22 protein-coding genes and 1 riboswitch are annotated in these 23018 nt (G+C 43.4%); of the genes, 12 read left to right on the forward strand and 10 right to left on the reverse strand.

What is annotated here, in order from left to right; translation table 11 throughout:
* The 4 genes from aroC (at position 1) to J7649_RS02900 (ending at position 4503) form a co-directional block, all read left to right on the forward strand.
* A complete protein-coding gene (gene aroC, locus J7649_RS02885) occupies positions 1-1095 on the forward strand; it encodes a chorismate synthase (RefSeq protein WP_004280471.1) in 1095 nt (364 codons plus the stop codon).
* Between the two features lie 66 nt (positions 1096-1161).
* Positions 1162-1683, forward strand: a complete 522-nt coding sequence (locus tag J7649_RS02890) for a GNAT family N-acetyltransferase (RefSeq protein WP_219309268.1) — start codon at positions 1162-1164, stop codon at positions 1681-1683.
* A gap of 125 nt (positions 1684-1808) precedes the next feature.
* Positions 1809-2717 carry an AEC family transporter gene (locus J7649_RS02895; RefSeq protein WP_219309270.1) on the forward strand — a complete coding sequence of 303 codons (909 nt, stop codon included), beginning with the start codon at positions 1809-1811 and terminating at the stop codon, positions 2715-2717.
* Between the two features lie 318 nt (positions 2718-3035).
* Positions 3036-3123: riboswitch (glycine riboswitch) on the forward strand.
* 135 nt (positions 3124-3258) lie between these two features.
* Positions 3259-4503 carry a D-amino acid dehydrogenase gene (locus tag J7649_RS02900; RefSeq protein ID WP_219309272.1) on the forward strand — a complete coding sequence of 415 codons (1245 nt, stop codon included), beginning with the start codon at positions 3259-3261 and terminating at the stop codon, positions 4501-4503.
* 82 nt (positions 4504-4585) lie between these two features.
* Here the strand turns inward: J7649_RS02900 and J7649_RS02905 are convergent, their stop codons facing one another.
* Positions 4586-5239, reverse strand: coding sequence for an A1S_1983 family putative colistin resistance protein (locus J7649_RS02905; RefSeq protein WP_005266266.1), 654 nt, complete (start codon positions 5237-5239; stop codon positions 4586-4588).
* Between the two features lie 100 nt (positions 5240-5339).
* On the opposite strand from J7649_RS02905, the gene ispF reads away from it, so the two are divergent.
* Complete coding sequence (gene ispF / locus J7649_RS02910; protein ID WP_004280465.1) at positions 5340-5828, forward strand: 2-C-methyl-D-erythritol 2,4-cyclodiphosphate synthase; 489 nt, start codon at positions 5340-5342, stop codon at positions 5826-5828.
* Between the two features lie 2 nt (positions 5829-5830).
* On the opposite strand, the gene J7649_RS02915 is transcribed toward ispF, so the two are convergent.
* The 3 genes from J7649_RS02915 to J7649_RS02925 all read right to left on the reverse strand — a co-directional run bounded on the left by J7649_RS02915 (position 5831) and on the right by J7649_RS02925 (position 8529).
* Positions 5831-6355, reverse strand: coding sequence for a phosphatase domain-containing putative toxin (locus J7649_RS02915; protein WP_213687344.1), 525 nt, complete (start codon positions 6353-6355; stop codon positions 5831-5833).
* 64 nt (positions 6356-6419) lie between these two features.
* On the reverse strand, positions 6420-7511 hold the full coding sequence (locus J7649_RS02920) for a 3-deoxy-7-phosphoheptulonate synthase (protein WP_174766804.1): 1092 nt from the start codon (positions 7509-7511) through the stop codon (positions 6420-6422).
* Between the two features lie 127 nt (positions 7512-7638).
* Entirely contained in the window at positions 7639-8529 is an 891-nt protein-coding gene (locus tag J7649_RS02925; protein ID WP_005266268.1) for a sulfite exporter TauE/SafE family protein, read from the reverse strand.
* Between the two features lie 387 nt (positions 8530-8916).
* On the opposite strand from J7649_RS02925, the gene lpxB reads away from it, so the two are divergent.
* The gene (gene lpxB / locus J7649_RS02930) at positions 8917-10089 is read left to right on the forward strand and encodes a lipid-A-disaccharide synthase (RefSeq protein WP_219309274.1); all 1173 of its coding nucleotides are present in this window, start codon (positions 8917-8919) and stop codon (positions 10087-10089) included.
* A gap of 2 nt (positions 10090-10091) precedes the next feature.
* Here lpxB and J7649_RS02935 read toward each other — a convergent pair whose 3' ends face one another.
* Entirely contained in the window at positions 10092-11042 is a 951-nt protein-coding gene (locus J7649_RS02935) for an AraC family transcriptional regulator (RefSeq protein ID WP_219309276.1), read from the reverse strand.
* Positions 11043-11230: 188 nt separating this feature from the next.
* On the opposite strand from J7649_RS02935, the gene J7649_RS02940 reads away from it, so the two are divergent.
* Complete coding sequence (locus J7649_RS02940) at positions 11231-12445, forward strand: alkane 1-monooxygenase (protein ID WP_219309278.1); 1215 nt, start codon at positions 11231-11233, stop codon at positions 12443-12445.
* A 54-nt stretch (positions 12446-12499) separates the two neighbouring features.
* Here the strand turns inward: J7649_RS02940 and J7649_RS02945 are convergent, their stop codons facing one another.
* A complete protein-coding gene (locus tag J7649_RS02945; RefSeq protein WP_219309280.1) occupies positions 12500-14287 on the reverse strand; it encodes an acyl-CoA dehydrogenase in 1788 nt (595 codons plus the stop codon).
* Between the two features lie 114 nt (positions 14288-14401).
* Between J7649_RS02945 and J7649_RS02950 the strand changes: the two genes are divergently transcribed.
* Positions 14402-15382: a GlxA family transcriptional regulator gene (locus tag J7649_RS02950; protein ID WP_005246142.1), complete on the forward strand. Its 981-nt coding sequence runs from the start codon at positions 14402-14404 to the stop codon at positions 15380-15382.
* 6 nt (positions 15383-15388) lie between these two features.
* On the opposite strand, the gene J7649_RS02955 is transcribed toward J7649_RS02950, so the two are convergent.
* Positions 15389-16591 carry an MFS transporter gene (locus J7649_RS02955; protein WP_219309283.1) on the reverse strand — a complete coding sequence of 401 codons (1203 nt, stop codon included), beginning with the start codon at positions 16589-16591 and terminating at the stop codon, positions 15389-15391.
* Positions 16588-17031, reverse strand: a complete 444-nt coding sequence (locus tag J7649_RS02960; RefSeq protein ID WP_004280452.1) for a MarR family winged helix-turn-helix transcriptional regulator — start codon at positions 17029-17031, stop codon at positions 16588-16590. Before J7649_RS02960 ends, J7649_RS02955 begins: the two co-directional genes overlap by 4 nt.
* 265 nt (positions 17032-17296) lie before the next feature.
* Here J7649_RS02960 and J7649_RS02965 point away from each other — a divergent pair, with 265 nt between their 5' ends.
* From J7649_RS02965 to J7649_RS02975, 3 genes are read left to right on the forward strand one after another with little or no spacing between them, the layout of a single operon-like run.
* Positions 17297-18742, forward strand: a complete 1446-nt coding sequence (locus tag J7649_RS02965) for a cytochrome ubiquinol oxidase subunit I (protein WP_219309285.1) — start codon at positions 17297-17299, stop codon at positions 18740-18742.
* Positions 18739-19743 carry a cytochrome d ubiquinol oxidase subunit II gene (cydB, locus tag J7649_RS02970; RefSeq protein WP_044108336.1) on the forward strand — a complete coding sequence of 335 codons (1005 nt, stop codon included), beginning with the start codon at positions 18739-18741 and terminating at the stop codon, positions 19741-19743. The genes J7649_RS02965 and cydB overlap by 4 nt, the downstream gene beginning before the upstream one ends.
* A 9-nt stretch (positions 19744-19752) precedes the next feature.
* Positions 19753-19860: a hypothetical protein gene (locus J7649_RS02975; protein WP_004647088.1), complete on the forward strand. Its 108-nt coding sequence runs from the start codon at positions 19753-19755 to the stop codon at positions 19858-19860.
* Between the two features lie 87 nt (positions 19861-19947).
* Here the strand turns inward: J7649_RS02975 and J7649_RS02980 are convergent, their stop codons facing one another.
* Both J7649_RS02980 and J7649_RS02985 read right to left on the reverse strand, forming a co-directional pair.
* The gene (locus J7649_RS02980) at positions 19948-20559 is read right to left on the reverse strand and encodes a thermonuclease family protein (protein WP_114541976.1); all 612 of its coding nucleotides are present in this window, start codon (positions 20557-20559) and stop codon (positions 19948-19950) included.
* A gap of 168 nt (positions 20560-20727) precedes the next feature.
* On the reverse strand, positions 20728-21645 hold the full coding sequence (locus J7649_RS02985) for a LysR family transcriptional regulator (RefSeq protein WP_219309287.1): 918 nt from the start codon (positions 21643-21645) through the stop codon (positions 20728-20730).
* Between the two features lie 95 nt (positions 21646-21740).
* On the opposite strand from J7649_RS02985, the gene J7649_RS02990 reads away from it, so the two are divergent.
* Positions 21741-22982 carry an acyl-CoA dehydrogenase family protein gene (locus tag J7649_RS02990; protein WP_086044765.1) on the forward strand — a complete coding sequence of 414 codons (1242 nt, stop codon included), beginning with the start codon at positions 21741-21743 and terminating at the stop codon, positions 22980-22982.
* The last annotated feature ends 36 nt before the right edge of the window (positions 22983-23018 follow it).

The following is a 23018-nucleotide window of genomic DNA, read 5'->3' on the forward strand; positions in this document are numbered from 1 at the left end:
ATGGCAGGTAATAGTATAGGGCAACTGTTCCGTGTAACGACTTGTGGTGAATCTCACGGTGTTGGCTTGATGGCCATCATCGATGGGGTTCCACCCGGCATTGAGCTGACTGAAGCTGATTTGCAAAAAGATCTGGACCGCCGTAAGCCGGGTACATCGAAATTTGCAACCCAGCGTAAAGAACCCGATGAAGTAGAAATTATTTCCGGTGTGTTTGAGGGTAAAACGACTGGTACTTCAATTGGTTTGTTAATTCGTAATACGGATCAAAAATCGAAAGACTACGGCAATATCGCGCAGACTTTCCGTCCGGGTCATGCCGACTATACCTATACCCAAAAGTATGGTTTCCGTGATTACCGCGGTGGTGGCCGTTCAAGTGCCCGTGAAACGGCAATGCGTGTCGCAGCGGGTGCAATTGCTAAGAAATTCCTTTTTGAGAAATTTGGTATTGAGATTCGTGGCCATGTGACTCAAATTGGTACTGAAAAAGCAGAGAAACTGGACTGGAATGAAGTTCCAAATAATCCGTTTTTCTGTGGCGATGTGGATGCAGTACCACGTTTTGAAGCGCTGGTGACGTCTTTGCGTGAGCAAGGCACCAGTTGTGGCGCTAAACTCGAGATCATTGCATCTAAAGTACCTGTGGGTTGGGGCGAGCCTGTATTTGACCGTTTAGATGCAGATATTGCCCATGCCATGATGTCGATTAATGCCGTTAAAGGTGTAGAAATCGGTGATGGCTTTGGCGTCGCTGAACAGTTTGGTCATGAAAGCCGTGATGAACTCACCACAGAAGGCTTCCTGGCCAATCATGCTGGCGGTATTCTAGGTGGTATTTCTAGCGGTCAGGACATTCGTGTTGCGATTGCCTTGAAGCCAACTGCGTCTATTACCACGCCGGGTAAAACCATCAATATTGAGCGTGAAGATACTGATGTACTGACCAAAGGCCGTCATGATCCTTGCGTGGGCGTGCGTGCAACCCCGATTGCTGAAGCGATGCTGGCGATTGTGCTCATGGATCATTTCATGCGTCACCGTGCGCAAAATGCCGATGTTGTTGCGCCATTTGCACCGATTGAACCTAAATAATTTGCTTTAACTTTAAAGTGAAATTGTTTTAAAGTCAGACTTCGGTCTGACTTTTTTATTTATAAAATGAATCACTATAAAAATATACGATTGGCAAGCAAGGCTGATATTCAGCAACTTACCATACTGATTAATACAGCTTATCGTACTCTGGATGGATGGACGACTGAGGCAGGAATGATCCAAGGTGATCGTATTCAAGAAAAACAGTTATATGACTTGCTCAATTTAGAAAATTTTCAGCTCTTTGTGTTGGAAATTGATAATAAGCTTCTTGGTTGTATTGGCGTGAGCTTAGGACAGCAAGTAGCAGAGATTGGAAGCTTTGCTGTTGCACCTGCTGAGCAAAACTCGGGTTATGGCAAGCAATTATTGGACTTTGCCGAATCCCATATTTTCGAAATATTTAAGAAGAAAGTGATTCAGATGTCAGTATTAAATGTCCGTATTGAACTGCTGGCATATTATCAGCGCCGTGGCTATCAGCTGACTGAAAAGATTGAAGCATATCCACTGGGTCAAAATGTCGGAGAACCGTTGATTCCGTTACATTTACTGATTTTAGAAAAAATCATCAGATCAATATGATTAGTTGGTGAAAATTCAAGCTTTTTGCTACTTAAATTGAGTGGTGAAAAAGCTCATCAATATGCTAAGTTTTCTGTTCAGTCTAAGCGGCTTAAGATTAGGCAGAAAACAGACCAGGATGTCACATGCTGCATATTATTTTAACTTCTTTATTTCCCCTCATCGGACTGATCAGCTTTGGTTATCTGCTTAAGCGTAGGCAATGGTTGAGTGATGATTTTTGGCGAGGCGCTGAAAAGTTAAATTATTATGCATTGTTTCCGGTAATGCTGTTTTTAAATCTGGCCACTGCCAAGATTCAAATGAATGTCATTCAGGATGTAGTACTGGTCGTATTTAGCATCATGGCTGTGGTCAGTATTGCGCTGTATATCTTGCGCCAAATTTACCGAATTTCCTATGCGCGTTTCGGCGTCTATGTTCAAGGTTTACTGCGCTTTAATACCTATATTGGCCTTGCTGCTGTCAGCGCCTTATTTCAGCAGCAGGGTATGACTATTTTCGCTGTGATCATGGTGCTGTGTATTCCTTTGGTGAATATCTTGTCAGTGCTGGCATTTACCCGTAGCCACGATATGCAGCTGAAAAAAATCGTCCTGGATTTGTCTAAAAATCCATTAATTTTAGGCTGTATAGTGGGTGGTTTATTTAATCTTTCCGGTTTGTCACTCTGGACTGGAACAGAGCAGTTCCTTAAACAGATTGCACTGTGCAGTTTGCCGCTCGGTTTGATCTGTGTGGGCGCTGCCTTACAGTTTCAGGGTTTTCAGCGTGATGTATTGCCACTCAGCCTGATAACCTTTGGTCGCCTGTTCGGAATGCCGCTGATTGCATTTTTAGTGTGTAAAATTTTCCAGATTGATGCATTAACTACTCAGGTATTGGTCTTGTTCTTTGCACTTCCTACCGCCTCAGCTTCGTATGTTTTAACGCGGGTATATGGTGGCGATAGTGAGTTAATGGCTAGTATTATTAGTGTACAAACAGTGGTCGCAGCAGGAAGCTTAGTACTGATGCTTTCTTGGATTATCTAAAATTCTAGAATAAATGATAAAAGTCTAAATTTTGCTTTGGATGATATATACTTTGAATTATTAAAATAGCCTAAGCCATAATGAAACTCTATTTAAGCGCCAAAACTAAATAAGTCTTAGAATTTTATAAAGGGTAGAACTTACTCGTTTCATTTACAGCAGCAAAATCTAAATCTAAAAATTTGATATCTAGGCAATATCCTCCATCACATATTTATGCTGTTAATTAAAAAGAATCACAGATAAATTCACGTGAATTAACATAAATAAAAACTGTGTTTTTCCTAAAAATGGTATATAAATTGCTCATGATAATAAAACATTATTGCAGGAGAGAAATGCTTCTGCATTCGCCGAAGGAGCAAGATCCCAGGAAACTCTCAGGCAAAAGGACTGTGATAATGGATAAAGACTCTGGAGAGAAGTGTTGAATCACTCACCGAAGGGGAAGGTGGCCGCATTGATGTGCAATGCATCTATCGAAGCTCTCAGGTACACATGACAGATGGGAAAAGACATCAATATAATCAAGGAGGTGTCTATGCGTCATGTCGTGGTGATTGGGGCCGGTATCACCGGAGTAACCACAGCTTATGAGCTTGCACAATCAGGCTATCAAGTGACCGTGGTTGATCGGCATCTTTATCCGGCTATGGAGACATCCTTTGCCAATGGCGGCCAGCTTTCTGCCTGTAATGCCGAAGTATGGAACCAGAAAGCCACGGTACTCAAAGGCATCAAATGGATGTCACAGAAAACTGCACCACTTTTGCTCAATCCTTCTTTCAGTGTGCATAAATACAGCTGGCTCATGGAATTTCTGAGCAATATCAAACATTATGAAGCCAATACCCGAGAAACTGTACGGTTGGCTTTACTGGCAAGAGCGCGCTTATTTGAAATTGCCCAAATAGAAAATATTGATTTCAATTTAGAAAAACGTGGAATTTTACATTTTTATCATAACAAGACGGATTATGATGTTGCGATCAAAGTGAATGATCTGTTGTGTAGCGGTGGTCTGGAGCGCAACGCAATTTCCAATGCAGAAATCAAGCAGATCGAACCCGCATTAACGGGCGATTATTACGCAGGATTTTACTGCCAGAGCGATGCCACCGGGGATATTCATAAATTCAGCACTGGTCTGGCTAAAGCCTGTATGCAAAAAGGCGTGAAATTTGAGTTTGGTCAAGATGTTTTCGCTGTTGATCATCAGACTCAAAATATTCGAGTTAAATGCAAACCTAGTACTGAAAATGTCCATTCCTCTCCAGATGATGTTCTAGAAATTAATGCAGATGCCGTTGTGGTCTGTGCAGGGGTTGGTAGTTATCAACTGGCTGAGATTCTTGGTGAACGAGTGAATGTCTATCCAGTCAAAGGTTATTCCATTACTGTGAAACTGAAGGATGAGCAGAGCCAAAACAACGCACCTTGGGTGAGTTTACTGGATGAAAGCGCCAAAATTGTCTTGTCACGTTTAGGCAAGGATCGTTTGCGTGTTGCAGGAACAGCCGAGTTTAATGGGTATAACCGGGATATTCGTGCAGACCGGATTCAACCTTTAATTGACTGGACCAATCGTAATTTTGATCTGTGTACTGAGCATGTCGTGCCTTGGGCAGGCTTACGCCCAATGATGCCAAATATGATGCCTGTGGTACGCCGTGGCAAACATGAGCGGGTCTTTTACAATACCGGACATGGTCATCTGGGCTGGACTTTATCAGCTGCAACGGCCGCAATGATCAGTCAGGAAATTGCGCAATACTATCCAGCTTAAATTGATAGCCCGCTTGCGGGCTATTTTTTACGCCAAAAATCTCATTTTATATGACAATAAATTTTAATATTTTTAAATTAAATCAATCATATAGTCGATAAATACCGGTAAAGCGTTCACAGCCTTTCTGCTGGCTACTGACCGCTAAAATGGCTTTACTATAGTTAAACTCATAGCGGCAGTCATTTTCATTATCGGTGATCTGGTTTTTTGTCTCAGGCGTAGTATAGGCTAAAAAAGGAACGGTCTGCTTCTCGGTCCGGTTATTTGGATTACGATATGCCAGGCCTTCAATCTTGATCCGGTCTTTGGTCAGTTGATGAATCTTGAGATGCACGGGCTGCTTGGCGATTTGTCCCTGTTCAAACTTAATATAATGCTGGGTCAGACTTTGATTCAGTGAAATATAGACATTTAAATCATCTAAACGCCATTCAAACTGCTGTTTAAAACAGTCTAGCGTTTTGCATTGCTGTAAGCGGGTCGCCCATAGTTGTTGGCTATCTTGTAATAAACGCACAGGTGCATCAGTAATCAGAAAAGCAGTAAAGTATTGGTCTGTGAGTTTTTCACGAGATTCAGCCAGCGATGCTGAGCAGACTTTATTCATGGCAGCCGTTTTTTTGCTGTCATCGCTACAATCCATTGTGATCGCTGAGCTACCCGTAGAAATCGTCCCCAGACCGAGCATCAGGCCAATTATTTTCAACATATTTATATCAGTTTTCAGTAGCATGATCGCTTATACTTTCACTGTCTTACGCTTGGTCTAACTATAGCGAAATAGAAAGCAAGTGTACAAGATTTCAATGGGCTATTTCTAAAGGATGTATAAGGTGATCGCACAAATTCGTATTGGCCAGGGTCTGGATGTGCATGCATTTGAAGAAGGTGATTTTGTCACTCTGGCAGGCATTCAAATTCCGCATACTCACGGTCTGAAAGCACATTCGGATGGTGATGTGGTGCTGCATGCACTCTGTGATGCTTTGTTGGGTGCTTTGGCGCTTGGAGATATTGGCCAGCATTTCCCAGATACAGATCCTGAGTTTAAAGGTGCAGATAGCCGGGTACTACTCAAGCATGTTTATCAGCTAATTCTGGATCGTGGTTATCACCTGAATAATGCCGATATTACCGTGGCCTGTGAACGTCCAAAACTGGCGAAACACAATCTGGCGATGCGTCAAAGTATTGCAGATGTTTTGGATGTTGATGTGACTCAAATCAGTATTAAAGCTACCACCACTGAACAGTTAGGTTTTACCGGTCGTCAGGAAGGAATTATGTCGATGGCAACCGTGTTATTGAGCCACAGTAAATAAAATCAGGCAAAATAATTTGGATTAATCAGGGAAAGTTCCAGTTCCTGAGTTGCTTTACGGCCTTGTAGCTGTAGGGCAACCGCATGCATTAAACCGGTCCAGGTTTCATTTGGTTCCCAGATCTGATGCAAGTGTTCTTGTGCTGTAGGCAAATCCATATCCATATAGTACTGACGATATAAGTACATCAGACAACTGACATGGTAGTTTTGCGAACAATGTACCCAGACCATTTGCTCTTTTACCAGATGATCGATTAGGTCCAGTATCAGCAGACATTGATTGTCTGAAGGTGTTTCCCAGGAAATCGGAACCTGAATATAGTTTAGTCCCAGCTCAAGGCAAATTTTATCTTCATGCGGCAGATACTGTTCGCTATCGGTTAGCGCTACATTGATGACTGTAGATACACCGTATTCTTTCATCAGCTGTAGCTGGGCAGTAGTTGGTTGACCGGAGCTAAACAGATGTTCGTGTATAAACTGAAAATTCTCAATCTGGCTTAATGCCGTTTCAATATCATTCATCAGATAAATTTTCCTTGTTCTAGAAATGCAAACGCCATCTTGGCGATGGCGTTTGTCAGATCATTTAACGATTAGGTAAAATGTCTTTCAATGCCTCATGCATGTCGAGTAAAACTTTTTCAGTCGTTTCCCAGTCGATACAGCCATCCGTAACGGATTGACCGTATTCCATATCATTCAGGTTCGCCGGAATGTCCTGACGACCACCCTTAAGATGACTTTCTACCATAATACCAACAATTGACTTGTTTCCATCAAGAATTTGTTCTGAAATGTTTTTAAGTACAAGTGGTTGCAGGTACGGGTCTTTGTTAGAGTTGGCGTGGCTGGCATCAATCATGATCTTGGTGCTGACTTTGGCCTTGGCTAGAGCAGCTTCTGCATCGGCAACCGAGCCTGCATCGTAGTTCGGTTTGCCATTACCGCCACGCAGTACCACGTGAGCATAAGGATTGCCTGAAGTGCGAATCACAGCCACCTGACCCTGATCATTCAGACCGAGGAAGCTGTGACCATGTTTCACAGATTGCATCGCATTGGTCGCGACCGTTAAACCGCCGTCAGTACCATTTTTAAAGCCGACTGGTGAAGAAAGACCAGAAGACATTTCACGATGGGTCTGGCTTTCTGTGGTACGTGCACCAATCGCTGACCATGAAATCAGGTCTTGGTAATACTGTGGCGAGTTTGGATCAAGTGCTTCAGTGGCACATGGCAAGCCCATTTCATTCAGTTCAAGTAATAGCTTGCGACCGATACGCAGACCTTTTTCAATATTGAATGAATCATTCATGTCTGGGTCATTGATCAGACCTTTCCAACCTACGGTAGTACGTGGTTTTTCAAAATAAACCCGCATCACGATATATAAGCTGTCTTTAACTTTTTCGCTCAGCACTTTTAAGCGTTCAGCATATTCATGCGCCGCCGCCGGATCATGGATAGAACAAGGGCCGATTACAACGAACAGGCGTTTGTCTTCACCATCCAGAATTTTACGAATCGTTTCACGACCATGCAGTACGGTTTGATAAGCAGTTTCAGTCAACGGTAACTCTGCTTTAAGCTCGGCAGGGGTTACAAGAGGAATCATGCTGTGGATATTCACGTCATCAATATCTGATGCTGAAATAGGATTTGACTGTTGTGTATTCATTGCCGTCACTGGTTCGATCATACAAAAGGTTGTTTAATAGCCCGAATATAACATGAATGATGCGTCACTTTGTTATAAAAAAGATGAATACTTCTTTGAAAAAAAAGTGATGAATCGGATAGTTAACTTAAACGGACGGGGAATTTTGGCTCACAATTATCATTGCTGTTTCAGCAGGTTGAGCCGGTTTTGATTTCACAGGATTAATCATGAAATTCACACCCAGCGCAAACAGGGTAATGCCTAAAATTTTGCGGATCAGTTTTTCTGGCATACGTGAACTGAGTAAAGTACCGACAATAATCGCTGGAATAGATCCCACCAATAACCACATGAGCAGCATGAAATCGACATTGCCTGAAGACATATGACCCAGCCCTGCAACCAGGGTCAGTAACACTGCATGCACAACATCTGAGCCAATGATACGAATCATTGGCAGATTCGGGAACATGACTACAAGTGCCATGATGCCAAATGCGCCGGCACCCACTGAAGATAGCGTGACAAATATGCCCAAGATAATGCCCATGATGATAATGGCTACGCGCTTTTCCTTGGCTTGCAGCTTTACTTTTTCCAGATCTTGGGTCATATCCGGTAGTTCTTGTTTTCTGTATTTATTAAAAAGATTTTCGATCTGGCTACGAAACAGAATGGATAAGCCGGTAATGGTTAGCATAAAGCCCAATACCATGGTCAGGACGGCCTTGTAATGCGTTGATTGGCTCAGATAGTTATCAAGAACCCAATGTGTTGCAAAAGATGCGGGAATACTGCCAACGGCCAGCCAGATCACAATCGGCCAGACAATATTCATTTTCTTGGCATGCACAAACGAGCCACAGAATTTAGAAATCGCGGCATAGAGCAGGTCAGTACCAATCGCGATATGCGGTTCAATCCGGAATAAACTGATAAGAATTGGCGTCATTAATGAACCGCCACCGACACCGGTGACACCTACACAAAAACCTACCAGAACGCCTGCTAAAATAAATTCAATCGGACCAAACATGCATATATGCCAAAATCAAAAAACGAGCATATCTTATGACTTTTGGATATAAGTCGTTGTCTTGATTATTGATTTACTTATGCATAAAAAAGATAAAGCTAGGTGAAGAATATTAGGTGATCTTTCATGTTTATTCACTGGGTTATGTATAAGGTGCGAATATAATGATTGATTTTAACTGTCCGATTTGACCCATTTCTGTCTAATTGAATGTACCTGTAAATGTCCATTTAATTCTTGTTATGCAAGCTCCCTTATTGACTAAGTCATTCTAAACGGTGAGTTTCTTAAAATGAGAAGATGCTTAAGCTTCTTCCGGAATAGCCACAGGATTATGTTAGAATCCCGATTCAATAAATTTCCATGCGGATTTGAGAGGAAACCCACTTGCTAAATCGAAAACTTAAAATTGGAATCGTGGTCGGTGAAGTTTCTGGAGATACGCTTGGCGCAAAATTGATTCGCCGTTTTCGTGAGCAAGGCATTGATGCTGAATTTGAAGGTATCGGTGGGCCACAAATGATCGCGGAAGGCTTTAAAAGCTATTATCCGATGGATATTTTATCGGTGATGGGCATTGTCGAAGTTTTAAAAGATATTAAAAAACTGTTTGCTGTTCGTGACGGTCTGGTGGAAACCTGGACTAAAGATCCGGTCGATATTTTTATCGGAATTGATGCGCCTGATTTTAACCTGCGTTTGTCGAAAACCCTTAAACAAAAACAGTTACCGATTAAAACGGTGCAATACGTCAGTCCTTCAGTCTGGGCATGGCGTCAAGGTCGTGTGCATGGCATTAAAGCCAGTATTGATCTGGTACTGTGCTTATTTCCATTTGAAAAAGCCTTTTTCAAGCAATGGGATGTGCCAGCAGCTTTTGTTGGACATCCTCTAGCCAGCCAGTTACCGCTTGAAAATCCAATTCTGGCGGCCAAGACAGAATTAGGTCTTGATCCAAATCAGAAATATATTGCCTTATTGCCGGGCAGCCGTCGTGGTGAAATTGAACGTTTAGGGCCTTTGGTTCTGGATGCTGCCAATATTCTGCATCAAAAATATCCAGATTATATCTTTCTGATTCCGGCAATTAATGATGCGCGTAAACAGCAAATCGAAAATTTACTGGCCACTTATCCTGAGAGCCTAAAGGCCCAGATTCGCCTGATGGAAAATACCAGTGCTGAATCCAAAATTGGTCGTCAGGTCATGAATGCATCCAATATTATTGCACTGGCGTCTGGAACTGCAACGCTTGAAGCGATGTTGCTGCACCGTCCGATGGTGACTTTTTATAAGCTGCACTGGCTGACTTATCAAATTGCCAAATTACTGGTAAAAATCTCTTATTTTTCATTGCCAAATATTATTGCCGGCAAAAAAGTGATTCAGGAATTGATTCAGTCCGATGCTACCCCGGAAAATCTGGCTGCTGAAATTGAAAAGTTAATGGATATTGAAGTGGCGCAGACTCAGGTCATGCAGCATATCACCATGCACAAGCAGCTGCTTTCTGGCAATAGCGAAGATCCGGTCAAAACGGTACTGGCTTTAGTCCAGTAATTTTAGTTTGGTAATAAAGACTGATTCTTCTGACAATTCAGCCGGTATTGGGTCGGCGTCTGTTCAAACTGTTTTTTAAAACTTTGACTAAACGCCGTCTCGGATGAATAACCAACCAGATAAGCGATCTGCTGGATACCAAATCCACTATTTCTCAAATATTGCGCTGCCAGACGCAGGCGGTGCTGTTGCAGATAGGCAAGGGGCGGTTCACCGACAATCTGGGTAAATAACTGGGCGAATTTGGAACGTGACATATGACATTGTTCGGCCAGACTTTCTACAGTCCAGAATTGTTCAGGTTTGCCATGAATCGCTGCCAGTGCATTGGATAGTTCCGGATGCGAGAGCGCATTTAGCCAGCTCGAGGCATTTTCCAGGTTTAAAATATAATCACGTACGCATTCAATCAGTAAAATACTGACCAGATGATCCAGAATCTTGTCACGTCCGGGACGAAGCTGCTGGGTTTCCAGTGCCAGAAACTGCAAGCCAACCTGTAACCATTCTGGCGCCGTATCACCCAGAATATGTTGAATATGCAGGTATTTAGGTAATGCACTCAAAAGAGGTTTGGCCATCTGGATATCCAAGCTAGAACGAATAGCCAGTATGAAACTATGCTCCGCCGAATTTTCCCGATTGAGATCAACACATTGCTGTGCATTGCTCTGAAAATAAGGATTAATCGCATGGTGCTCAGAAAAATCGGCATTGTCTGGGCAGGAAACATGATGGGAGGAACCTGCGGGTAATAGCACCAGATCACCTTGTTGCAGCTCCAGTCGATCACCATTTATGAACTTTAATTGGGCCTGTCCCTGTAACAGGATATAGGCCAGCATAAAAGGCTCATGCTGATAATCAAAGCCGCCTGGATGAAATACATTCAGATAAAGATATTCCGATTTTTCCAGATGAATATCATCAAAAATTTTACTTAAAGCATCCATGCCTAACTCTATTCTTCAGTTTTATTTCATTGAATTGACTATAAATTTTTTAATTTTGTGATTTTAGGCCAGAATTTGGCTGCATGTGCCAAAGACGCTGACATAGCTTTTCTGGACGTTGAATACTGTTCGCTGCTGCTGAAATATTCAACTATGAGTGCAGAGTAACATAAAAAAGGAAGGTCGCAATGAATGCCCCTGCACAAATCCAGAAAGCGCAGTTTACGCAGGAAGCGTCGGCACTAAAAGGTGTAAAGCTGGATAAAAAACGTTTTGGCTGGTTACTTAGCCCTGGTCTGCCTGTGATCGGGATGGGAATTCTGGCCGGTTATCATTTTGGTCCCAAGGCCACTCAAAAAGTCTTTGCGATGGGCGGACTATTATTACTGCACGTAATCATTCCGACTCTGGATGCCCTGATTGGCGATGATGCCAATAACCCAAATGATGAGCAGATCAAGGCACTGGTTAACGATCCTTATTATGACCGCATTGTAAAAGCATTTATTCCCTTGCAAATGGCAGCCAATGCCTTTGCTGGTTATGTCGTAAGCCGGCCAAATGTGTCTTTGCTGGATCAGGTACTGCTTGGAGTTTCTATGGGTGCGATTAATGGTGTGGGGGTGAATACCGCACATGAACTCAGCCATCGTCCCCAGAAAAAAGACCATTACTGGTCTCATGCCAGCCTGATGCCTTTGGGCTATAACCATTTCCGGATCGAACATCCTTATGGACACCATAAACGGGTGGCCACGCCTGAAGATCCGGCATCTTCAAAAATGGGTGAATCTTTTTACCGCTTCTGGCCACGTACCGTAATAGGTGGATTAAAATCTGCAATCCAGATTGAAAAAAGACGGCTCGAGCGTAAAGGACTGAAATTCTTTAGTCAGGAAAATGAGCTGTTTCATGGTTGGGCCATGAGTGCTGCTTATCATGCCTTGATGCTAAAGGCGTATGGCAAGAAAATTATTCCTTATACACTGACACAGGCATTTTATGGCGTTAGCCTGTTTGAGATTGTGAATTATATCGAGCACTACGGACTGAAACGTGGACAGAAAGCGGATGGCAGTTATGAGCGAACCTTGCCGGAACATAGCTGGAATAACAACAATATCGTAACTAATCTGTTTTTGTATCAGTTACAACGCCATTCTGATCATCATGCTTTTCCAAGCCGTCCATTTCAGGCGTTGCGGCATTTTGATGAAGCGCCAGAATTACCCAGCGGTTATGCAACCATGCTGATTCCAGCCTTGATTCCACCTTTATGGTACAAAATCATGGATCAGCGGGTATATCAGCACTATCAGGGCGATTTAAGTAAGGCTAATATCTTGCCTTCCAAGCGTGCCAAGCTATTTAAAAAATTTGGTGTAAATAACTCTACAGCTTAATGAATTACAAAATAAAAATGCGCCGATAAAGGCGCATTTTTTGATTAATTCTGCCTAGAACCAGTCGGCTTGCATATTCAGGCAAGTATCATCCAGATGCATCAGTAATTTGGCCTGATGTTCAATTTCAGGGAGTTCCCAGCGAATAAAATATTGAGCTGCCTGAATTTTCCCTGCCAGAAAAGTCTGATCTTCTGCCTGCGAAGATGTGCCAAACTTGAGTTGAGCCTGATTCGCCATTTCCAGCCATAGCCAGGCTAGGATGGTCTTACCCATCATATCCAGATACAGGCCTGAATTGGCCAAAGCTTCGCTGACTTTGCCTTGATGCAAGGCCTGGCCTAAAATCTGTGTAGTCTTTTGCACAGTGGCAAGATGCTGTTTATAGATCTTTGCGAGTTCCACTATCTTAGGTTCATGAATCTCTGACAAGGTCTTCTGGATGCGCTGCATGAGCAGATTGAGCCCTTTGCCATTATGCTGCCAGAGTTTACGTCCCAGCAGATCCAGAGATTGAATGCCGTAAGTTCCTTCATGAATCGGATTGAGCCGGTTATCACGGTAACATTGCTCCACCGGATATTCACGAGTATAACCCGCGCCGCCCAGGACCTGAATAGCCAGATCATTGGCTTTCGGACCATAGGCAGAAGGGAAAGATTTGACCACCGGGGTGATGAGATCAAGCAGAATTGCACTATCTTCATCTTGAGCTGCCTGAAGTTCATCAATTAATCGGGCTGCAAATAAGCAAAGTGCCAGCGAACCTTCTACATATGACTTTTGCGCCAGTAGCATGCGTTTGACATCGGTATGTTCAATGATATTTACTGGTTTCGAGTCAGGTGTTTTTTCATGAACTGGCCGGCCTTGCGGACGGTTTTTAGCATAATCCAGAGATTCCAGATAGCCACGATAACCAATCATGGCTGCGCCCAGACCGACACCCACACGTGCTTCATTCATCATCTTGAACATATATTTTAAGCCATGACCGGGTTCACCAATTAAATAGCCTAAGCAATTATCATTTTCTCCAAAGCTTAAAACTGTAGATGTAGTACCTCGATAGCCCATTTTGTGCAGTAAGCCAGCCAGCTGTACATCATTAGCTTCACCGAGTGAACCATCCTCGTTGGTTTTGAATTTTGGTACGATAAACAGGGAAATTCCTTTCACGCCTTGCGGCGCATCCTGAATCCGCGCCAAGACCAGATGCACAATATTTTCGCTAATGTCCTGATCGCCACCCGAAATAAACATTTTCTGGCCTTTAATTTTATAAATTCCATCTGCCTGAGGAATGGCTTTAGTGGTCAGATCGCCCAAAGAGGAACCTACATTCGGCTCTGTCATGGCCATGGTGCCAGCAAAGCGGCCACTCAACATATGCGGTAGGAATATTTGCTTTTGTTTTGGGGAGGCAAAAGCCTGTATCAGGTTCGCCGCAGCGGCCGTTAGAAAAGAATAAGCCACGGTGGACGGATTGGCCGACATAAAATAAGCATTGCAGGCCATATTCACCAAAGTGGGCAGTTGCATGCCACCATCTGCATAATCATGCTGGGCGCAAAGCAGGCCGGCATCGGCAAACTGTTGCCAGGCTGTCTTCACTTCATCAATGGTTTTGACCTGTTTGCCATCAAAGTTCGGTTCTTGTTGATCAGCTTTGGCATTATGCGGCGCAAAATAATCAGTCGCGATACCTTTTGCCGTTTCCAGAATACTGTCGAAAGTATTTTTGTCATGATCCTGATAGCGTTGCAGTTTAGTCAGCGCTTCAAGTTTGAATACGTCATAAAGCTGGAAATGCAGATCTTTATCATTAATCAGTTGGGTCACGGTACTATCCTAAATGTGCAATCCTTGAGATAGCATCAAGACTAGCAGTTGCTTTTATTGAGGAGGATTGTCAATAATGACATGAATCGGGTGAAAAGTGACAATTAGTAAAGTATGCAACAGGTGGTGATTTTAGGCTTTCATGGGGCTCTGGCTTCGGCCATTACGGGTGTGGTCGATTTATTTACCATGGCTGGCGTAAGCTGGAACCGGATCCAGCAGCAGGACGTACAGCGCCTGTTTAAGGTGAGTATCGCCAGTCCGGAGGGACATCCGATTCGGTGTATCAATGGGCTGCAGTTGCAGGCACATTTTTCTTATCAAGAGATTCAAACTGCAGATATTCTGGTGGTACCGACCATCGCTGCACCGATTCAGGATGTATTGCAACAGAATCCAGAACTGATTCATTTTTTAAAATCTGCACATGCAGAGGCGACTTTAATTGCAGGAAACTGTACGGGGAATTTTTTTCTGGCAGAAGCAGGCATTTTAGATGACCGGATTGCAACAACACATTGGGGTTTTCAGGAAGTGTTTCGTTCACGCTATCCTAAGGTGAAACTGAATGCCGATCTGATGATTAGCCGGGATCAGAATATCTATTGCGCGGGTGGAGGCCTGGCCTGGTTTGACTTGGGTTTGCATCTGATTGAGCGCTTGTATGGCTTTGAGGTGGCCATGCAATCGGCTAAATCTTTCGTAATTGATTACCGCCGTGATAGCCAGTTGTCTTATTCATTGCTGAATATTGGCCAGCCGCACCATGATGAACTGGTACAAAAAATCCAGAACTGGCTAGAGCAGCATTTTCATGAAGATTTTAGTTTGAACCAGCTGGCAGAGCAGTTTAATGTGACTGGCCGAACCCTGATTCGACGCTTTAAACAAGCCTTAGACATACCGCCCAATCAATATCTACAAGCGATCCGAATTGAAGCTGCCCGTAAACGACTGGAAGAAACCGATCAAGCTGTGGATGTGATCATGCAAAATGTCGGCTATCAGGATCCAAGTTCATTCCGCCGTTTATTTCATAAAAAAACCGGTCTGACGCCGTTGGAATACCGGCGCCGGTTTAGCCGGCGCTTTTAAAAGCTTTTAATGAGAAGGCTGTACTTTTCCTGCTTTACGGCCATGCAGAATGTAATACCAGGCCAGACAGCTTAGGGTGAGCAGCGCCGAGAACAGATAAAGCTGGCGATAACCAATCTGGTCCAGCAGCATACCCAGGAAATACGGGCCAAAACCAAGACCGGCATCCAGGGCAATAAAGAAGGTTGAGGTTGCTAGACCCATACGCTGCAATGTTGTACTTTTCACCGCAATGGTTTGACACACCGACTGGATATTCCCAAAACCAAAACCGAGTAACGCTGCACTAGAGAGTAACATCACAGAGTTTTGTGCTTGGCTTAAAAGCAAAATCCCTAATGCCATAATCACAATGGCAGGATAGATAATGATATTTTCACCTTTACGGTCCATTAAAGGGCCAGTAAAAGGACGGGATAGTAGAATAGCAAAGGCATACATTAAGAAAAAGAATGATGCGGCTTCTACCAAATTGATTTCTTTGGCATAAAAGTGAATAAACGACAATATACCTGAATAACACGTTGCCACCAGCAGTACAATCAGTGCAATCGGTAGCGCATTCGGTTCAATATACTGAGCCAGTTTACTGGTGCTTTGCGAAGTAGAGGCTGCTGACGAATGACCTGCCTTAAGGCGTGGTGGCTGGATAAATAGCCCACAGATCAGGCAGCTGAGCGCAACAATACTGGTAAAGATGAAAATTACCTGATAATTAAAATTTGTCATCAGCCAGATTCCGACAAAGGGACCAATCGCTGTGCCAAGGGTGCTGCTCATGCTGAAATATCCAATTCCTTCACCACGCCGTGTGGCAGGAATGGTCTGTGCAATCACTGTACCCAGTACAGTAGAAGCCATACCCATCATAAAACCGTGTATTAGGCGGATACCCAATAAAACTTCCAGCTTGGCCGGAATCATATACAGTCCGGAAAAGAGCAGAAAGCCAGTCAGGCCAATGACAAGCGTATTTTTTAGGCCCAGACGATTCAGTAATTTTCCGATCAATAGTCGTCCGAATAGGGTGCCGACAATAAACAGACCTGATACCAGACCGGCTTGTGCAGTCGAAGCTCCTAGCTCAGCCACTGAGTAGCCGACAATCACAATCACCAGTAAGTAGAACACCAGAACCAGCTGGAAATTCACCAGACTGATCAGGATAAAATTGGGCGTCCATAAAGGCGCTTCTTGTTCTTGGCTCATTGAGGTCTGTCCTGAGATGAGGGATATAACTGCTGAATGAGTTGCATCAAGGTATTTTTACTGCCTTCAAGATCATCTGATTCAACGTGCTCAAGCAACTGATCTTCAAATGCATCGATCTGTTTGGAACACATCGCAAAGGTCTCAATTCCTTGCTCACTCAACTTGAACAGCTTTTGACGTTTGTCTTCAGTTTCGAGTTGGGCAATCAGATCGAGTTCAACCAGTTGCTGAATCCGCTTAGTAATACCGGGCTTGGATACATTGAGATAACTGGAAATATCTGCCAGCGTGCATTGTTGCTTTGACTGGATGACGTATAACACCTGCCATAAGGAATAATTTAATTGAGATGACAACAAGATCGTATTGATCTCATCGCTCATCAGTCGTGCGCAGCGTAATAACAGCGTACGAAGTCGGGGAGATTCGGAAAACATATGGTTAGTTAACCTGGGTAACTAAATTTAGGCCTAATTTACGCCTGTTTTATCTAAAGCTCAAGAGGAAAGTTTTAAAAATTATTCAGAGTAATATTTTCTTTATCAGCAAGAGTTACATAGTTTAACCTGATTAAAAAATAATCAACAAAAGACTACATACTTTTTATAACAGCCACGCCTAAGCTAGCCATGTCACTAGAAAAATTCATGACTTAAAAATTGAAGGGCAAAGATGCCAAATAACAATGCATAGGTGAAGCTTATGACTCTGGGTTTAACTGCATTAGAGTTAGCACGAATACAGTTCGCCTTTACTGTATCTTTTCATATCATTTTTCCGGCAATTTCTATTGGCTTGGCCAGCTTTCTGGCCATTCTGGAATGGCGCTGGCTCAAAACCCAAAATCCGATTTTTCAGGATCTATTCAAATTCTGGGTGAAAATTTTCGCTGTGGCATTCGGGATGGGTGTCGTCTCTGGTGTGGTCATGAGCTACCAGTTTGGAACCAACTGGAGTGAGTTTTCCCGGGTGGCAGGCAGCGTGACTGGACCTTTATTGGCCTATGAAGTACTCACCGCTTTCTTTCTGGAAGCGGGCTTTCTGGGCATCATGTTATTTGGCTGGGGGCGAGTGGGACCAAAGGCGCACTTTTTCTCGACCTTGATGGTTGCGATAGGCACCTGTATTTCCATGTTCTGGATTCTATCGTCCAATAGCTGGATGCAGACCCCACAAGGCTTTGCGATTGAAAATGGCCTGATTGTTCCGCAAGATTGGCTTGCTATCGTGTTTAACCCATCTTTCCCTTATCGTCTGGCCCATATGGCTATGGCTGCCTTTCTGGTTTCCGCCTTACTGGTTGCTGCTACAGCTGCATGGCATCTGATCAAAGGCCGTCGCGATGCACTGGTTAAAACTTCATTTTCCATGGCAATGTGGCTGCTTCTGGTACTTGCACCTTTGCAGGTCATCGTCGGTGATATGCACGGTATTAATACCCTTGAGCATCAGCCAGCAAAACTGGCGGCAATGGAAGGGCACTGGGAAACCAATCATGATGAAGGCATGCCCTTATATCTCTTTGGTATTCCAGATATGGAGGCCGAAGAAACCAAATATGCAATCGGAATTCCCAACTTGGGTAGCCTGATTCTAACCCACTCGATGGATGGCAAGGTTACGGGGCTTAAAGACTTTGCGCCTGAAGACAGGCCGAATTCACTGGTGGTGTTCTGGAGCTTCCGGATTATGGTTGGACTGGGCGTGCTGATGCTGTTACTGGCGTTATGGGGAGCGTGGGCACGTACCCGAGGCCGCTTTTATGAGTCCCGTGCATTACACCGGTTTGCCTTGATTATGGGACCTTCCGGATTTATTGCCATGCTTGCGGGATGGTTTACCACAGAAGTTGGCCGTCAGCCTTGGGTAGTCTACGGCATCATGCGAACCAAGGATGCATTGTCTCCGGTTTCCGCTGAACAGGTGGGGCTGACCCTGATTATTTTTGTAGTTGTCTACTGTGTGGTATTTGGTATCGGAATTTACTACATGTTGCGCCTGATGCACAAAGGTCCGGATTTTATTCATACCCGACCAGATCATGAATCAGATAGCGATGTGGTTCAAGCCTCGCGTCGACCATTAAGTAGTATTCGCGAACGTATCGAAGAAGTTCCTGAACAAGCGGATCAGGAGGATAAAAAATGATTGATTTATCATTAATCTGGATTGTGATTATTGGTTTGGGTGTATTGATTTATACCATTCTCGATGGTTTCGATCTGGGCATCGGTATCTTGTTTCCTTTCTTCCCGCATCAGGATGAACGCGATGTCATGATGAATACCGTGGCTCCGGTCTGGGATGGCAATGAAACCTGGATGGTTTTGGGCGGTGCAGGGTTGTTTGCAGCCTTCCCACTTGCTTACTCGACCGTACTCTCCGCGCTGTATATGCCAATTATTCTGATGGTGATTGCCTTAATTTTCCGGGGAGTGGCTTTTGAATTCCGCTTCAAGGCAAACCGCAGCAAGCATTGGTGGGATAAAGCCTTTATCGGTGGTTCTGCGATCACCAGTTTCCTGCAAGGCATGATTTTAGGCGCTTATATTCAGGGCATTGAAACTCGAAATGGTGTCTATGTTGGGGGTGGTCTGGACTGGCTCACTCCCTTCAGTATTTTCACCGGAATCAGTGTGGTGGTGCTCTATGCGGCATTAGGCTGTGGTTGGCTGATCTATAAAACCGGAGATGATTTACAGGATCGAATGTTTAAACTAATGCCTAAGCTGATTATTGCCTTGCTGATCATATTGGGTGCTGTCAGTATTTATACGCCGTTGACCCATCCACAGATTGCCGAACGCTGGTTTAGTCAGCCACAATTCACCTATTTTATGCCAGTTCCAATTCTGGTTCTGCTGTTTACCTGGCTGGCCTTACGTGCCTGTAAAAGACGCAGTGAATTAGGTCCATTTACCTATATGCTGGTTCTGGTTTTCCTTGCTTATACCGGATTCTTGATTAGTCTATGGCCATATATTATTCCGCCAAGCGTGACCATCTGGCAGGCAGCAGCGCATGAAAATAGTCAGTTATTTGCCTTGATTGGTGCCTTAATCCTGATTCCAATTATTGTGATTTATACCGGTATGTCCTATTGGGTATTCCGGCATAAGGTCAGGGTCGGCGATGATGGCTATCATTAAGGAGTGGTCATGAAAGGCAAGCAGGCATTATGGTTTGTAGGATTATGGCTGGCAGGATTTTTAACGCTAGCCCTGATTGCTGGCGCATTCCGCTTTCTGGTGCATTTGGCTTATTAAATTAGTAAAACTAAAAAAATGAAAAAAGTGATCTGAATGTCCTGATCACTTTTTTTTATTTGCAATTTATCTTTGATAAAACCAAATTTACGATTTTACCTGCTTACGATAAACACTTGGACGTACAGGACGGCTACTTTTCCAAAGACCTTTTTTCTGTTTCTTGGCTTTATTTTGCAGCTCCATCATATAGCGTAAATGGTTTTTATCCTTGATATATTCTTCATAGACCCACGCTGCACCACGTTTGACAATCTCTTCATTGATATTTTTGCGATAGCGATAGACCACACCGACACAGCGGCCATAACGGTCAATGTCGGTTATCTTGACCCGAACCATTTTATTATTCACCATGCTTTTGACCAGACGCTGCGATTCTTTACCATAGGCTTGCGATGATTCAGGAGCATCAACGAAGGCAAAGCGTAATTTGGTTTCAGAGCGACGAATGTTAAAACGGTAGCAGGTGAGGGTATCACCATCACTTACGGCTTTTACACGGCACCAGTATTTTTTGCCTTTCTTAAAAGGGCGGAAAACATCTTTTAAATAAACTGTAATTTTATGCAGCAGATAATAAGAAAAACACAGCAGTACGAGGCCCAGCACAATTTGCCAGGTGATGGAGAGATTTAACAAAGGCAAGATCCAAATCAGCAAAACCAGCTGTAAAATCACAGCTAAAAGTCGAGCCATTTTAGAGCAAAGCCAGTAGATCTACGGATTAAAAGCTAATCACTCAGTGTTTAGTTTTGTACCAGCTAAAATAGCCTAAGTATATTTTTCTACTGAAAAGATGAAGATGCAACCATCTAAACTTATATAAAAATAGCCTAAGTAAACTTGCATTCCTTTATAAATAGCCTAAGCAAAAATTTTATAAATTTCACTTCTCAAAAATTGATGTCTTTTATTCTCTTGCAAATCCTTATGCCAATACATCCCCATATTAATTTTCGGCAGTTCCACAGGGACTTCAAAAATATTTAGACTGGTAGCCAATTGTAAATGCGTCAATACATTTTTAGGAATAGTCAGCATGGCTGTCTTTTGCTGCTCCAGAATTTGCAGAGCAGTTGAGTAATGCTGACAGCGTAAAAAAATCTGTCGTGAATATTGTTTCCGACTTAAATAAATATCTTCAACCAAAACACCAGTACGGCGTGATGACACGCCAATATGAGGCGAGGCAAGATAAATCTGCTCATTCATTTCTGTTAATTGTGTACACACTACAAATTCATCTTGCACCAGGCGTTCAAACTGGATTTTTTCAGCAATGTTTTGTTCCAGATCTATGACAAAATCAATCTGTTGAGAGGCGAGGTCTGCTGCTATATTTTTACGGTCCAGCTTCATGCTGCTAAGTTGAATTTCCAGATTGAGTTGCTGAAAGTGCTGAACGAGTCTGGGAAAGATCATTGGCTCAATTTCATCATGAACGGCAATTTTCAAACTCTGAATCATTTCTGGTCTGAACTGCTGATGCTGTATTGAAATATTTTGAATCGCAAAAAGTGCATTCTTCAGCTCAGGATAGATCTGTTCCGCAAACGGCGTAGGCTGCATTTTGCTACCAGTACGTACAAATAAATCATCTTGTAAATGCTGTCTTAAACGTTGCAGAGCATGACTGGCAGCAGACTGGCTAACTGATAAAATCTGTGCAGCTTTAGAAATACTATTCTGCTCATAAATTGCCATAAAAAGCGGATAAAGGTTAATGTCGATACGATGAAAATTTCGCAGGTCCATGACTGTTTTGGAATGAATATTATGCATAATATTGTATGGGTTAAAATCATTTTATTCATAATAGGTTTTGGGTTAAGGTGTTGTAAAGCGTATGAATTAGAATATTTAGAGGGATAAAAGAGATGTTTGAGCTTTCAGCACGTGCACAAGATTATTTAAATAGAACCAAAAAATTTATTGCTGAGGAAATTGAACCAGTTGAAGCTGATTTCTGGCAGCAGGTTCATGAGTTGAATCAAGGCGGTGACTGGACCAAATGGCAATGGCCAGCAGAACTGGAAAGCTTAAAAGCCAAAGCCAAGGCAGCTGGCCTCTGGAATATGTTTCTCCCTTGTCCTGAACGTGGCCAAGGTTTATCAGTTCAGGAATATGCACATATTGCCGAACTTTCAGGTCGTAGCCTGATTGCACCAGTCGTATTTAACTGTAATGCGCCAGATAGCGGCAATATGGAAGTATTGTGGCGTTATGGTTCTGAAGAACAAAAACAAGAATGGCTGATGCCACTTTTAGAAGGAAAAATCCGTTCAGTCTTTTGTATGACTGAACCTGCAGTTGCATCCAGTGATGCCACCAATATGCAGGCAACGGCGATGGTGGAAGGTAATGAGATTGTTTTGAATGGCCGTAAATGGTGGTCATCAGGTCTGGGCGATCCTAACGCCAAAATCATTATTTTTATGGCACATACTCCAGATGAAACAAAAGACCGTCATCATCAGCATTCGATGGTTCTAGTTCCGGTAAATACCGCAGGGGTAAAAATTGAACGTATGCTGCCAGTGTTTGGTGACTACGATGCACCACATGGCCACGGCGAAGTCAGTTTTGAAAATGTCCGCGTTCCGGTAGCGAATTTTATTGGTGGCGCCGGTCAGGGTTTTGAAATTGCTCAAGGTCGTTTAGGACCAGGCCGTATTCATCATTGCATGCGCTGTATTGGTGCTGCGGAAAAATCCTTAGAGTTGATGATTGACCGTGGTATGAGCCGTAGCGCATTTGGCAAAGAGATTTTAAAACTCGGTGGCAACCTGGAGCGTGTCGCGGAAGCACGGGTTGCGATTGATCAGGCACGTCTTTTGACCTTGTATGCCGCCTATAAAATGGATACTTTAGGGAATATGGCAGCACTGACTGAAATTTCTGCAATTAAAGTCGTTGCGCCAAGTGTGCTGGAAAAAGTTGTTGATATGGCCATCCAGATCCACGGCGGTGCCGGTGTTTCTCGGGATACACCATTAACCGGATTTTTTGCTCAGGCACGTGCCTTGCGTTTGGCTGATGGCCCGGACGAAGTGCATAAGGGCATGATTGCCAAACTGGAACTGGCAAAACGTGGCTACAGTACTCGTCGCAAAAAATAAGCTGGCTTTAACTAGAAAATTGCAACGTATTAAAAA

The sequence above is a fragment of the Acinetobacter lwoffii genome (assembly GCF_019343495.1).
GTDB classification, from domain to species: Bacteria; Pseudomonadota; Gammaproteobacteria; order Pseudomonadales; family Moraxellaceae; genus Acinetobacter; species Acinetobacter lwoffii_P.